Here is a 15353-nt window from a genome sequence, read left to right on the forward strand (position 1 = left end):
TAAGGTTAAAATTATTGGTTAGACATTAAATTTAGTTCGTACATTAGAATTGCTGTAATTGTTATTACAACAAAATTGTTTCCCAATAAACCGTTATTAAGTAATTAACCTAATATCGGAAATCTAATTTTTCTCTTAATTCTTTTTCCCTAAAACGGGAAACGGGTAGATACTTTAAAGAAGTATTTTTACTTCATTCCTCGTACAAGATAACAAAAGAAAAACAACTCCTCAAAAAAAGTTTAAGAATGCGTACTTAAAGTGAATAGATTAATATCTATTTTTGCCATTCAGTACACGAATATGATTTCTCAAGATACCATAGTAGCACTAGCCACCCCTTCTGGAGCAGGAGCTATTGCTGTAATAAGAGTTTCCGGAAAAGAATCAATTGATATTTGTTCTTCACTTTTTAGATCAGTGAGCGGAAAAGATTTAAATAAACAGAAAAGCCATACGATACATTTGGGACATATTATGGATGATGAACGTGTGTTAGACGAAGTACTCGTTTCTATTTTTAAAGGAACTAATTCTTATACAGGAGAACCAACGGTAGAAATTTCTTGTCATGGATCCAGCTATATTCAGCAAGAAATCATTCAATTACTACTTCGAAAAGGATGTAGAGCGGCTAATGCCGGAGAATTCACCTTACGCGCTTTTATCAATGGAAAACTAGATTTATCTCAGGCAGAAGCAGTAGCAGATCTTATTGCATCGGATTCTGAAGCTTCTCATCAGATTGCTATGCAGCAAATGCGTGGTGGATTTAGTAATGAAATTAAAAAGTTACGAGATGAACTTCTCAATTTTGCATCGCTCATTGAACTAGAACTTGATTTCGCCGAAGAAGATGTAGAATTTGCAAATAGAGCACAGTTTCAGGATTTAATATCAAGAATTACCAGGGTTTTAAAACGATTGATTGATTCTTTTGCAGTAGGAAATGTGATCAAAAATGGAATTCCGGTTGCAATTGTTGGTGAACCTAATGTTGGTAAATCTACGCTACTGAATGCTTTATTGAATGAAGAACGAGCCATTGTTTCTGACATTGCAGGAACTACTCGGGACACCATTGAAGATGAAATCAATATTGGTGGTATAGGATTTAGATTTATTGATACTGCAGGTATTAGAGATACTAAAGATGTAGTAGAAAGTATTGGAATCAAAAAGACTTTTGAAAAGATAGATCAAGCCCAAGTAGTTATTTATTTAGTAGATAGTTCAGAATTAACTTTGGACGGTTTGCAACAATTAAAAACTGAAATTGGCAAAATAAAAAATAAGTATCCCCAAAAACCACTAATTGTGGTAGCTAACAAAGTGGATAAACTTGATGAATCTCAGATTACAACCTTAACTTCAGAAATTGAGAATATCCATTTGCTTTCTGCCAAGCAAAATGTTGGTGTAGAAGAATTACAAAACAAACTTCTGGATTTTGTTAACACTGGAGCTTTGCGTAATGATGAAACCATTGTAACGAATTCTCGTCATTATGATGCATTGTTAAAGGCTCTAGAAGAAATCCAAAAAGTACAGTATGGTATTGACAATGGTTTATCAGGTGACCTAATGGCTATCGATATCCGACAGGCGTTGTATCATTTTGGTGAAATCACTGGTGAGATCACATCTGATGATTTGCTAGGTAATATTTTTGCTAATTTCTGTATCGGAAAATAGATTTACTTTATCCTAAAAAAGTATCATCCTTTATAGACACATAAAACTTTGTGCCTTGACTCTAATTTAATACTCGGATGATTATTATTTATACGTCTCTAATAATTTACACTGCTCTTCAATAGCAGTTTTGAATTCGGTTTTCAAACCCGAAACTAAATCATTTACAGTAAGCGAATTGCTAATAGTTGCCACACCTTGACCTGCAGACCAAATAGTTGCCCAAGCTTTAGCCTCATTTTCATTGACCGTCAATTCTTCTCCAAAATCGACTTTTTTCTTCCTCGCTAACATTTCTTCTGTTATCCCCATAGCATTTAAACTTGGACCTAAAAAGTTGGCAGAAACACCAGAAATAGCTGCTGTATATACAATATCATTTGCTCCGCAATCTATGATCATATCTCTATATGCTTTTGGTGCTTTGCTTTCTTCGGTATTAATAAAACGAGTCCCCATATATGCCAAATCTGCACCCATTTGCATGGCAGAAGCGATATCTTTTCCAGTGCTAATACAACCAGAAAGTAATATGGTTTTCTTAAAGAATTTTCTAATTTCTGAAACAAATGGCATAGGATTTAAGGTTCCCGCATGACCACCAGCCCCGGCTGCAACAAGAATTAACCCATCTACTCCCGCTTCATTAGCTTTTTCGGCATGACGTTTTTTGATAACATCATGAAACACTAATCCACCATAATTATGAACAGTATCAACCAATTCTGATACAGCACCCAGCGATGTGATAATTAGTGGAACTTCATGTTTAACGCACAACGCTAAATCGTCTTTTAATCTTGGATTTGAATGATGAACAATTAGATTGACACCAAAAGGAGCAGCTTTTTTACCTGTTTCTTTTTCAAAATCTGAAAGTGCTTTTTTTATCTCAATAAGCCATTCTTCAAATCCTTCAGAAGTTCGTTGATTTAACGCCGGAAAAGTCCCTACAATTCCATTCTTACAACACTCAATAACTAAATGAGGTCCTGATATTAAAAACATTGGTGCTGCTATAGCAGGTAGGGATAACTCTTTAATAAATGGTGCTTTACTCATTATATGGTTTATATTTTAAAAGATGACTTCAGAAAAAAATATCAGCGATTTCTAATTTCTTTCTGCAATATAATACTATAATTTGTATACGACGAAAGCCTTATTAAATCAAACAAATATAAGACACAACCTGTCTATGATATAATACTAGATATAAAAGAACTCCATTTATTAATTAACAAAAATTAAATTAAGTAACGATTAAAGTTATTGAAACTGCCATACGCCATAACCAAATGGTTCTAAAACGACCTCCATAGTTTCATTATGGAGAATTACATTACTAGATTTATGTTTTATCATCGGTTTTACTTTTGAAAATGTTCTATCCAATGGATTACTTAGGTTAGTGATCATAGTCTTAGCCTTGTCGTTTCCTACATTACAAATCACCAACAACAACTTATCCTGTTCCCATCGATAAAAACTGACAATATCCTTATGATTGTTTTCTAAAAATTTTAAATTTCCAGTCTGTAAAGCTGTATTGGATTTTCTAATATTAATCATCTTTTTATAGAAGTTTAAAAGTGATTCAGGGTTATCCTTTTGCTCTTCTACAGAAATACCATCATTACTTTGGATATTTGTCTGTTCCCACCATAGCCCGGTATCTTTATACCATAATGCCATTCCAGGACCTTCGATAGTCGAATACCACTCAAAAGCTTCTCGCATTGGAATATCATTTGCATCAGTATTTCCGTACTTACCAAAACCTCCTACTCCTTCCATTCCTAGTTCTTGGCCATAATAAATACTGGGAACTCCCTTGGAAAACATCATCAAAAATGCTCCTAGTTTTAGCTTACCAGGATCGCTTTCTACCAGAGAAGCGTATCTGGGAATATCATGATTTTCTAGAAACACAAGTTGCTGTTTATCTTCTGGAGTAGCCAGATTGGTAGAATCCACTTTTTGAATATAGGTCTCTTTATCAAAAGATACGATTCCTTCTCTTATCCCAAAACCAAACATCATATCAACCTTTCCTTTTTCAAAATAGTCCTCACCATAATCCTTCCAGTCTGCCTGTTCTCCAAAAAACTTAATATTTGGGTTTATGGCTTTTAACTTTTTAAATAAAGGAGCCCAAAATTTCTTAAATAAATCTGTCCTAATACCTTTCCAATCCAAGTCGTCCATCATATGGTCAATCCTAAAGCCATCTACTCCATCCTCAAAATTACCATCTTGATTGGGGTCAACCCAAAATGTAAATAGTTCCTCAAAATAACTTTGTACTTTTTTGTTATACAAATCTGCTGTAGTAATCTCTACAGATTTACCGTCAAACCCTTCTAAAGACGTTAGATTGAAAATAATTGATTCCGGTTCTGTATTATTTGCTCCATTATAAATTATATATTCTCCATATCCGGATTCAGGGTTTTTAAAAGAATCTTTAAACCAAGTATGGTTTTTGGTTACATAATGAATTTCCATATCCATATAGAATTTCATATCTCGTTGGTGCAAATTATTAACCATTGCGATATAATCATTCAATGTTCCATACTCCAGATCTATTCCCTCGAAATCATCCGGAAAATAATTATGATAATATATAGAAGGGTACAAAGGTGTCATTAACACTGATGTTATGCCCAAGTCCTGTACATAATCCAATTTGCTTGTAAAACCATTTAGATCACCGTGATGGTCATGATTACTATCATAAAAACTACGCTGAAACACATGATAAAAGATCTCTTCTTCTGGAGATTTTAATATTATCTCTTCATCTTCAATCTTAGTATTTACTTCATTTGTCGCTACCTTTTGCTTACAACTACATAGTATACAGAGTAATACAACAAGAATGTAATCTCTCATAATTTTTTCCTTTTGTTCAAAACAAATATATGTTCAAGTAGAAAGGATTGTTTATACTACATATGCAATTAATTATACAATATTTGCCATAGTAGTATTTTTTACTAATTTAGTTTTATATGAACACTATGTTTGAACAAATTGATATTGGGGTCTCACAGTCTTTGAAGATCAAAAAATATCAAATTCCTAATCTAGATATTCCGTATCATCATCACCCGGAAATAGAATTAGTGCTAGTGGTAAGAAGTACTGGAAAAGTATTTGTAAGAAACACTATAAAACCATTTTCTCCGGGGGATCTTTTTGTGTTTGATGCCAACGTGCCCCACTTACTTATTAATGATGAGGAATTTTATAATAATACATTAAACGCAGAATTTATTGTAATACAAATACACACGGATCTTTTAAAAAACAATTTACTTCTTCTTCCAGAATTTAATAATATTAAGCATTTACTCGATCGGGCGAGTCATGGTATTAAGTTTACAGATATTAGAAACTCTGAGGCTTTTAACCTTATCCGATCTGCATACCATAAAGATGGTATCTATAGGCTAATTGATGTTATAGCATTACTTGAAAATCTTAATTCCGAGAATGATTTTGAGCTCATGGATATAATTTCAAGTACTCCGCAAAACCTGGAGCAACCTGAACGCATACAAAAGATTAATAAATTTATTTCTCAAAATTATCATGAAGATATCTCCTTAGAAGAAGTAGCTAGTATTGCGTCAATGAACAAATCTTCTTTTTGTCGTTATTTTAAAAAGTATACACGCAAGACGTTTAGCCAATATCTTAATGAACTTAGAGTGGATTATGCTTCAAAACTTTTGATAGAAAGTTCTTTTACAGTAACTAAAATCTGTTATGATGTAGGCTATAACCATGTACCTTATTTCATAAAGAAATTTACAGGTATTAAAGGCCTGTCACCAAAGCAATATCGAACAAAATATAGACAGAATGTTTAAATTTGGTCCCTTCCTCTTTTTACTGACTACTATGTTACTAAAAACGAGCAAAGGCTTCCACCATTAGTATATCTCAAACCTCTCTACCTTTTATTTATAGAAGTTTGATACATATTGTTTTGGAAAATAAGTGGCAAATGATCTATAATAAATAAGAGGGGAAAAAATCCCTCTTATATAGTTTATGCTAAAAATATGCTGCTACTTTAGCTTCACTCCACTAAAAATTTCAGTTTCAGATGGCAATCCAATTTTATCACGTAGTACCTGACCTGCTTGAAGGCCTGAAACAATAGCTCCTTCATAATATCCTACATTGACACCAAAATTGATCCAATCCCCAGTGAGAATAAGGTTATCAAAACCTGATTCATTTGCTTTAAGACGATATTTGTTAGAACCTGGAAGCGATAAGGTATACCTATCCGTTGGGTTTACATTAGCGCGGAAAAACTGGGTTTTCAGCCTACCATAATCAGTTTTGGCAGTTTTTGAAAAATCGTGGATTACATCCAACTTCATTCCTTCAGGATACTCTAGTGTAGTAGCATTAGGAAAAAACCATCCCATCTTATCTCTTAGCCATTGTTCTGAAACCCTCATAATACGTTCCAATTGCTCATGAGGATACTTATGATCTGAGTAAGGAGGTACAACTTCTGGATCCAAGAATGAACCCGTGTAGTATATCAATACTCCAGGTTGATCTTCTTTCCAATCTTCATATGGCATTACCTGCGACATATCTATAAATGAATACTGTGGATCCGCATAGGTAACCAAGTTAGGTAAGGCCCCTTCTGGGAATCCCCAATCCGGTAAATGCATACCTAATTCTTTTAACGTAGGTTTAATCCATAATTGCATAGACATGGTAGGAATACTTTTAACGTGATTGTACATATTTTGCCATGTCTCGTTATTATCAATGATCTCCTTGCAAATACCTTCATCACCACCCAAAACATCAATAGGAATCCCTAAAATCACATAATCAAAATCTTTGCCTTTCTCTAAAGAAAGTTGACTCACATTTTTCCAACCACACCAAGCCTCTTCCAAGTCATAATCACCTTCCTTAAGTGCTTTGGCTTGTTTATCATCTATTTGGTCATACAGTGGTTCTCCCGGCCAGACATCAATGCCTTTAAATTTATAAGTAGGATTATAGATATCATTTTTTAAGGTTACCTGCTTCGCCATAGATATTGTTTCTATGTCTCCTGAATCCGAATAGTGGACCTGCTCAACCTTATGGAAAAACTTGAATTGTACTCCTCTATTTTTAAGTGCCAAATAAATTGGAGTGATCATCGTATCCGCAGTTCCGGCTTTGAATTTCCAAACGAAAGATCCTTTGTAACCTGCTGAATTTGTTAGAAAATGAAGCCCTACCCCAGCAGCCAAAATACCTTGCTGATCAGATCCTGTTAGGTTATGAAATGTTCCTGTATACAAAAATCTAACCATAGCAGAACTTAACAATCGCTCACTGGCACCGTGATTTTTTAGCCATGCACGATAATCCAAATCATTAATACGTTCATAATCCAGTTCATGAGTTTCAGGAGTATACACATCTGCAAATGTTCCTTTCATATTAACCAGTCCGAATTCTACAAATACAGCTAACCAATAGAAGTATTCGTTATGGTCGGCTACAGAGTCAATAAGTTTAGCTGCCCATTTAGAAAGTAGATCCAATAGTTCATTGATAATAGAATGATGGTCTTTTCTACTGCTATGATTATGATCCTCGTTGGTCAGATTATGCACCAATTCCCCAACATAATTTAATAATTTTTCACCCTCATGCTTAAAGACTTTATCCTTTACAAATGCTTCAAATTTAGATTTAAAATTGTCCCAAAGCGAATGATCCTCTGGTGCCTTAATATCTTTTGAAGCATAAGAGGCAATGCTCATTAGACTGTGCTTATTTGGATCTGTACCAAACAAAATTTCAGCGATTAAACCAATAGCTTTTTTAATAATAGCAGAAAATGGTAATGGACCACCTTGACCAGGTAGATAATCATTAGATGGAAAAACAATATTCTTTTTAATCCATTGATTGGTCTTAGGATCAAAGTGAGTGAGTAACGTAGTATCTTCTCTATCAAAAGCATCTTCCCAGGATTTAAAAGGACTATCAGGCATTAAATTATGTTTTTCACATTCTTTATAAGAGTCCTGTATCAGGCGGAACGCATTTTCATACCACCCTTGAGCAATATGAATACCATGTTCCTGAATCCTTTCGTTTGGACCTCTACCGGTTGCCGTTTTACCTCCTAGCCTCCAACCCATTTGATAAATAGTGATATCATAATGATCTTGCCAGTTATCGTAAGAACTAAGTTCATAAGCGGCTGTAAGCGATGACATACCACTTCCTAGTATGGCTATTTTCTTCTTGTTTTCTGAGTTTTGCATTGATTTGTTGGTTTTAAGAAATAGATTTTTTAAGTTGTTAATGTATTATCGAAATGAGCTGTATTCATCTCGTTTTTGGAAATAGGGTAAATAGGTTTATTATTTTTGACATACTTCATAACCATTGGGGAGTTATTCCATGTAACAGCTTCAGCATATAAAGTATTCAAATGTGGTAAGATCAGAAGCTTATCAAAAATATCTTCAACGAATCCCATAAAATTATGTGCACGATGAGTCACGTACTTAATATCTTTTTTTGACATTGGATAATGGTTTGGATAAAAAGCTTTTATACCAGTAATGATAGTAACTGCAAATCCTCTAGGGTTGGCAAATATTTTACCCAATAAACCAAAACTTACACCTTCGACCATCGATTGAGCAAACAGCAAGCGATAAAGAACGATATTCATAAAATATTGCTCATAAATAGTTTCTTTATAAGCTAATTTATCAGCTACTTGATACCCTGAAATGATACTTGAGTTATGAGCGCGATACCATGAACATTCATTAGGTGTATTGATATAATCAAGCCAAAAACTAACAGGAACCGGTAACTCTTGAAACGTTTCTCCGGATTCTTTGATTAATTGTGCAAGTGTAGCTACATAAAGAAAATGGCTATTGACTTTTCTCCACCATGGGCTTCCAGGATGAGAGCCACTTATGGGATTGAGGGTACCTCTTTTTGTTTCCCACTCAATAAATGCCAATTCAGAATTTCCAAGTCCTTCGCTTCTTTTAGTGAAAGGATCTCCATATTTTTTGTAGAATTCATAACGTAGTTGATAGCGTCCCTGTGGATTATCGGATACACTAAATACAATTCCTTTAGCTTTTTCCTTAAGTATTTGAAGTTTGTTCATATATTAGTAAAAAGGTTTATAAACTTACAAGTTAAATTGTTAAATACAATAAATATTTTAGTAAATTCAAGTAGTATAATTTTATAAAAATTCCCTTGTTAAGTAAAAAATAATTTCTCTAAATATTAAACATTAAGAATGACAACTGGTTTCAAATACTATTTAGGGTTCTTATCAATACTATTACTGTCTACTTTTAATTCATTCGGTCAAAAAGTGATTGTTTTGGATGATACGACAGCATTGCAAGATATTGGAAAGCAAACCTATTATCTGGAGGATGCCTCTCTTGGATTATCCATTGAAGAAATCATAAATAGCAAACAAGAGAATGATTTTCAGGAATATACCCAAGAAACCATAAATTTTTCGAGTACTGCTTCTGCTTATTGGTTAAAATTCAGAGTTACTAAGGAAATAGCTGATAATTTTTATCTGAATATAGGCTCGGCTTACATTGATTCTATATCTCTTTATGAATTTGATGACAAAAATGAATTAGTTTCTACCAGTCATACTGGCGATGATTTACCTTTTAATACCAGAGAAATTGAAGTAGGCAATTATTTATTTGCCCTTGACTTTGAAAAGGATATCACACGGACCTTTTATCTTAGAGTAAAGAGCGACCAACCCTTGTTTTTTCTTCTTAGAGTAGGAACACTTCCTAATTTTGTAGCATACGAGCATGATTTAGACTTTCTACAAGGAATTTATTTTGGTTTTATGCTACTGATCTTCCTGTATAATCTCTTTTTATATTTTTCAACTAGAGAAGGAATATATCTATACTATATCGCATATGTATTTAGTATTACCTGGTTTATGGCTTCGGTATTCGGTTATTTTTTTGAATACTTTTGGCCCAATACTCCCTTTCTTAATGGGCTGGTTGTGATCAGTTCCGGATTAACCATGATTACTGCTACTTTATTTACCCAAAAATTCTTGAATACCAAGAAGTCTGATTCTCGATTGCACAAAGGCTCTATGGTATTTCTTGTACTGGGCTTTTTGGTATGTGCATTAGTACTGTTTGGTTTTAAAATAGAAGGTCTCAAGGTTGCACAAGGTGGTCTCTTAATCATGGCTGCGTACTTTCTTATCCTGGGTATTCGATTTAAGTTAAAAGGGTTCCGTCCTGCAACATATTACTTATTTGCCTGGGGGGCTCTTATTATAGGTATTTTCTTTGCCATCCTCGAGTCATTAAATATCACTTTTGTAATGACCTATTTAAATGCGATGCAAATTGGTTCTGCTCTGGAAGTATTACTTCTTTCCTTTGCGATGGGTGATCGGATTAATATGTATAAAAAACAAAAAGAAGATGCACAGTTAGAATCCCTATTGGCAGCCAAAGAAAATGAAAGATTAATTCAGGAACAAAATATAATACTAGAAAAAAAGGTTGAGGAACGAACCGCTGAGGTAGCAAGCCAAAATGAGAGACTCATCAACCTTAACAAGGAGAAGGATATGCTTGTCAACGTAGTTGCTCATGATCTTAGAACCCCTTTGAGTCATATAAGACTATTAATACAATTAATTGATATGACATCTTTGGACTTGACAGAAGATCAAGAAACTTACTTAACTGAAATTGACAACTCTGCGGATCGTCTCTCACAGATGATTGGTCGTATCTTAGATATACACGCTTTGGAGACAAATAGAGTCAAGTTAAAAAATCAAATTATTGATTTAGTAGAATTGGTTAATTATGTAGTAAAGTGTTTTCGTCTCACCTCTGAAGATAAAGAGATTGAAATAACCATTATATCAGAACCAGGAAATCACTTTGTAGAAATAGACAAAAATTATATGATCCAAGTGTTAGAAAACTTGGTTTCTAATGCCATCAAATTTTCTGAAAGAGGAAGTAAAGTAATATTACAAGTAAAATCTTATGACGGAAGAACATATGTTGTAGTTGAAGATCAGGGGCCTGGGATTAGCGAACAGGATCAAAAGAAACTATTTGGTAGATTTCAAAGACTTAGTGCCCAGCCTACAGAAGGTGAGGCATCAATTGGACTAGGATTATCAATTGTAAAAAAATATATCGAATCTATGAATGGCGAAATTCATTGTGAAAGTGAATTAGGTATCGGAACCAAATTTATTATATCTTTTGACACTAAAGACGAATTGGAGCAAGTTCAGAGTTGATATCAAATTATGCTATTTTTAAAGATGTGATGTAACAGGAAAGAATTCTATGAGGATTATATATTGAATTACCTCACTAAAATAGTAAACAAACAACCTATTAATATCTTAATCAACTGCCTTTATAGTATTCTCCATAAAGTTATATAATGCTTGCATTTCCTTTTTTCCTGCGTCCCTTCCTAAACGACCAGCAAAATACAATACAAACCAAGTGATAAACAACAATACCATTGCCAAGATAGGATAGATATACTCATGTCCTAAACTTATATTGACATACATCCAGATACCGGCTCCAATAAAACACGTGGCCACAATGAAATGTGCAAACATAAAAAATGTCCAAACCGTTGGACTTGGACCAAAAAGTCCTTTGAGTTTTGGTTGATCATCTACGTCATAAATCTCTAAATGTAATTGCGGAGACCAAAAATGTTGTTCTTTTTTGGGAATACGGATAAATACGTGATGATCGATACGGCTTATCTTAAAATCTTTACAGCTTGCACCTTTCAGTTCAAAAGCTTCCAATGCCTCTTCTGATGAGACGTCCAAATCCTGAAAAAATCTGGGGCGTAACGCAATATTTTTTGAGGTCTTCATACCTAAGGATTACATCTCAATGTTACCATTTTTATAGTTCTTTATTCCTGACTTTTGTCAGTTTTCGAAATTCTAATATTAAAATTCATCTAAATTAAAAACAAAAATATTGGTTATTACTTGTATAAATACTTCATCAATATTAATTGTTAGCACATAACTATTATTTATCAGGTTCTTTATAATTCCGTCATTAGTATTCTATATTTTGCATAACAAGAAATCATAATACTTATTATTCCTATTTATGGATTTAGTCAATGCATTATCAATTATATCCTATCAATCTTTATTTTTTGCTCTTTTAATACTTCTAAAGAAACAAAAAAATCAACCGGATTGGTTCTTATTTTGTTTCTTCATTTTAGCATTCACAATTGTTCAGTTAAACATATTTACGAACTTTAATTACAAGATTCCTCATCTCAGTCATTTTTTTATTTCCATGCCAATTGGGGCATTAATATTTGCTATATTATATCTATACGTATCCTCACAAACAAAAAAAATTGAATGGAAAGATTACGTACATTTTTTACCTTCATTTTTCATTCTTTTTCTTGTACTTTATAATTATACCATTTTAGATTTTCAGAAAAAACTAGAGGTACTTGAGCATATATCCATAAACGGACTGCCGCTTTGGATTAAAACCATTAGGTTTTCTATTCAGTTTATTATCATTCCTTTTTACATCTACTTAACATGGCGCAAAATAAAAAGTCACGAAAGACTACAATTCATGCAACTTTCATATTCTGAGGGAATCAGTATTAATTGGTTGAAACGTTTATTGTTCTGCCTATTCATTATTTGGGTTTGCCTTATCGTTTGTTATTTTATTATAATCAAAACAGGTTTCTCATATGATAAAATACAGATATATCCCTACTTACTGTTTACATTATCACTTTTATATATGGGGATTTACGGTATCAGAAATGACATCGCTCTTACTGAAATTGCCGGAATCTCTGAAACTAAAAACACCAATAAAAAACAAGTATCTTCAAACCATGATACATCTTGTACAGTAGAAGAAAAACAAATTCTAAAATATAAACAACAGCTATTAGAATGTATGTCTTCCAAGAAACCTTATCTAAATGCTAAACTTTCCTTGCGATCTTTGGCAGACATATCAGAAATTCCGTATTACCACCTTTCTACCATTTTTAAAGTAGGATTAAACACTACTTTCTACGATTTCGTTAACCAATATCGGGTTGAGGAGTTTATCGAGAAAGCCAAAAATCCTGAAAATAGTAAATTCACCTTACTCACTTTAGCTTTTGAAGCTGGTTTTAATAGTAAATCATCTTTCTATTCTATATTCAAAAAACATAAAGGAATTTCACCTTCTGATTTTGTTAAATCCAATCTTTAAGAATCACTTATTTTTATGATTTACAAGAGTATAACTGATTAAAATATGAATGTCACAATATCCTTATTTTAAGATCGGGAATAAAAAACATTCTGCAAAAAGATAATAGTCTAATACCAATAAAGTCCAGATTGTTCAATCTGGACTTTATTGGTATGACAATATTTCTACGTTATTAATTAAAAATAGTTCTTAGCGGTTCATAATCCATTAAACAACAGCACCAATGAAAAACATCTTATTAATTATATCCCTATTCGTTTATTCAGTCGCAACCGCTCAAAAATCAACTGACAATTTCGAAGGAAACTGGAAAATGGAAGAGGGCTTTATAGTACATATTGATAAAGAAGAAAAAATCTTTCGGGGTACAATTGTGAAAAAGAACAAAGTAATTTTAGAAAATATTGCTTTCGAAAATAATCAATGGACTGCTACCTTGATTAAACCCAAAGATGGTAAGAAGGTAAACTGTACGCTTCTTTTAGAAGGTCAAAAACTGAAAGTTATCGTGAAAAAGGGATTTGTCTCTAAAACACTTACCTGGAGCAAACAATTGTAACTAAACAAAAATCATTTAAACTCAATCGTCATGAATTTTAATAAGACTTCTTTCTTATTAGTAAGCTTACTAGTAATAGTAACTTCTTTGGTTGCACAAGATCAAAACGACTCCAAATATTACATCGGGATCTCAGCTGGATCTAGTTTCCCGTTAGGGGATTTTAAAGATGTATCTGAAAACAATGCAAACTCCGGTTTCGCCGAAACCGGAGCTAAATTTGATATCTACGGTGGATATCGATTTCAGGAAAAGCTAATCCTAACGGGAACCATCAGATTGCAAAGGTATTCTACAGATACAAATGATTTAATAAACTCTCTAGAGATTAACAACCCTGGAATTAATTTTACGAATGATTCCGATAATTGGAACGTATTGTATCTATTGGCCGGACTTGCCTATCAAATTGATATTTCCAAAAAGTTTGCTGTATCACCACGTATTGGTATAGGTCCTATGATTGTTAATAGTCCTGATATTTTTGTAACCGCAACAAATGGTTCCTCTACAGTTAATTACCAGAGAGATGGTGATGCTGTTACAGGTTTTGGATATGAAATCGGTATTGGTCTAAAAAGAGATTTAGGAAAGCATTTCGCACTGATGCCCACTTTTACATTTACAGGTGGTTTTATTACCATAGAAAGCGCGACAAGAATTGGAGGAGTAATTGTATACTCAGAATATCAACCTAATATCATCACATTCAACTTGGGATTGTCTTTGGCATATAAGTTTTAATATATCATCCCTGAAAACGAAATTTCTCTCCGTTATTCCTTTCGACAAAAACAGGGCGTTATTTCCGTATTCACCTTTATCACTATAATCAACAGTATCGTAATACTGAATTATTAATACACCCTACATAAATGAATAAAATAAGTTTACTAATACTTATGATCCTGATTATGGGTTGCAACAGTGGTCCGGATTACATATTATCCGATCAAAATCCTCCTGTTACTAAAGAAAGGAAAGCTAAAATAATCTCTGCCTTTTTTGGCTTAGATAATTCGCTTCCACTAATATCTGCCGGTCTATGGAGTGATGCTCCCGGACAGGATGGAATGCCGTTGGTATTCTCCCATGAGCTAGATCCCAATACACTAGATCCGCAAGATTTCTTAATTACCACTGCAAACGGAGAAAAAAAGCAAGTAGACTTTGTAACGTTAAAGCCTGCTTCGGAAGCATTTGAACTAAGAACAGTGCTACTAATTGGCGAATACGGAAATGCGCCAGAAAATGAACCTGTACAGATAGAAATTATTGGCCTACTACGAAGTAGAGATGGGCAAGAGATACAAGGACAGAAAATTGCAGTAACTCCGCTGGCTGATGGTCCATTTATAAGCTACGCAGAACATTTTATTATTGACGAAGCATATCCTTATAACAATGAGAAAACAGGTTGCGATTGCCCAAAAGATAGAACTACAACTGTCGTACGAACTGTATGGGCAGGAGGAATTGTTGCCACTAATGGCGAAGAACTCGGACATGATCAATTAGAAAACTTTACCATCACCCTAAAAAGAGATGAAGACTCCATTAAAGTCAAACCTTTTCAGATAGCAGATCTTAACGACAATGATAATAATATTGACTTATGTATTAAAGAGGAAGGTACTCCGATATCCGTAGAGGTAGATAAACATATTGTAATCGATCCTAATGGCGACCGGAATCCCAAAACCTCATCATCAATTGTATCCAGATGGTAATTACAAATCAGA

12 protein-coding genes are annotated in these 15353 nt (G+C 33.5%); 7 read left to right on the top strand and 5 right to left on the bottom strand.

Going from position 1 to position 15353, the window contains the following annotated elements:
• Positions 1–303: 303 nt before the first annotated feature.
• Positions 304–1695 (top strand): tRNA uridine-5-carboxymethylaminomethyl(34) synthesis GTPase MnmE, encoded by a 1392-nt coding sequence (mnmE, locus tag J8M14_RS16440; protein WP_211075972.1) that lies wholly within the window; start codon positions 304–306, stop codon positions 1693–1695.
• Positions 1696–1779: 84 nt separating this feature from the next.
• On the opposite strand, the gene J8M14_RS16445 is transcribed toward mnmE, so the two are convergent.
• The gene (locus tag J8M14_RS16445; RefSeq protein ID WP_211075904.1) at positions 1780–2757 is read right to left on the bottom strand and encodes a nitronate monooxygenase; all 978 of its coding nucleotides are present in this window, start codon (positions 2755–2757) and stop codon (positions 1780–1782) included.
• A 207-nt stretch (positions 2758–2964) separates the two neighbouring features.
• Positions 2965–4593, bottom strand: coding sequence for an alpha-amylase family glycosyl hydrolase (locus J8M14_RS16450; RefSeq protein WP_211075905.1), 1629 nt, complete (start codon positions 4591–4593; stop codon positions 2965–2967).
• 119 nt (positions 4594–4712) lie between these two features.
• Here J8M14_RS16450 and J8M14_RS16455 point away from each other — a divergent pair, with 119 nt between their 5' ends.
• Positions 4713–5576 carry an AraC family transcriptional regulator gene (locus J8M14_RS16455; RefSeq protein ID WP_211075906.1) on the top strand — a complete coding sequence of 288 codons (864 nt, stop codon included), beginning with the start codon at positions 4713–4715 and terminating at the stop codon, positions 5574–5576.
• 201 nt (positions 5577–5777) lie between these two features.
• Here the strand turns inward: J8M14_RS16455 and J8M14_RS16460 are convergent, their stop codons facing one another.
• Together J8M14_RS16460 and J8M14_RS16465 are read right to left on the bottom strand one after the other, a co-directional pair.
• Positions 5778–8012 (bottom strand): NAD(P)-binding protein, encoded by a 2235-nt coding sequence (locus tag J8M14_RS16460; protein ID WP_211075907.1) that lies wholly within the window; start codon positions 8010–8012, stop codon positions 5778–5780.
• 29 nt (positions 8013–8041) lie between these two features.
• Entirely contained in the window at positions 8042–8884 is an 843-nt protein-coding gene (locus tag J8M14_RS16465) for a hypothetical protein (protein WP_211075908.1), read from the bottom strand.
• Positions 8885–9022: 138 nt separating this feature from the next.
• Here J8M14_RS16465 and J8M14_RS16470 point away from each other — a divergent pair, with 138 nt between their 5' ends.
• Complete coding sequence (locus J8M14_RS16470; protein WP_211075909.1) at positions 9023–11056, top strand: sensor histidine kinase; 2034 nt, start codon at positions 9023–9025, stop codon at positions 11054–11056.
• 108 nt (positions 11057–11164) lie between these two features.
• Here J8M14_RS16470 and J8M14_RS16475 read toward each other — a convergent pair whose 3' ends face one another.
• Positions 11165–11662 (bottom strand): GTP-binding protein, encoded by a 498-nt coding sequence (locus J8M14_RS16475; RefSeq protein ID WP_211075910.1) that lies wholly within the window; start codon positions 11660–11662, stop codon positions 11165–11167.
• A 919-nt stretch (positions 11663–12581) separates the two neighbouring features.
• On the opposite strand from J8M14_RS16475, the gene J8M14_RS16480 reads away from it, so the two are divergent.
• The 4 genes from J8M14_RS16480 to J8M14_RS16495 all read left to right on the top strand — a co-directional run bounded on the left by J8M14_RS16480 (position 12582) and on the right by J8M14_RS16495 (position 15341).
• Positions 12582–13049, top strand: coding sequence for an AraC family transcriptional regulator (locus tag J8M14_RS16480; protein WP_211075911.1), 468 nt, complete (start codon positions 12582–12584; stop codon positions 13047–13049).
• Between the two features lie 226 nt (positions 13050–13275).
• Positions 13276–13611, top strand: coding sequence for a DUF2147 domain-containing protein (locus J8M14_RS16485; RefSeq protein ID WP_211075912.1), 336 nt, complete (start codon positions 13276–13278; stop codon positions 13609–13611).
• A gap of 30 nt (positions 13612–13641) precedes the next feature.
• Positions 13642–14355 (top strand): outer membrane beta-barrel protein, encoded by a 714-nt coding sequence (locus J8M14_RS16490; protein WP_211075913.1) that lies wholly within the window; start codon positions 13642–13644, stop codon positions 14353–14355.
• A gap of 131 nt (positions 14356–14486) precedes the next feature.
• Entirely contained in the window at positions 14487–15341 is an 855-nt protein-coding gene (locus tag J8M14_RS16495) for a hypothetical protein (protein WP_211075914.1), read from the top strand.
• The last annotated feature ends 12 nt before the right edge of the window (positions 15342–15353 follow it).

Origin of the sequence: Aquimarina sp. MMG016 (genome assembly GCF_018100805.1) — a bacterium.
Classification (GTDB): domain Bacteria; phylum Bacteroidota; class Bacteroidia; order Flavobacteriales; family Flavobacteriaceae; genus Aquimarina.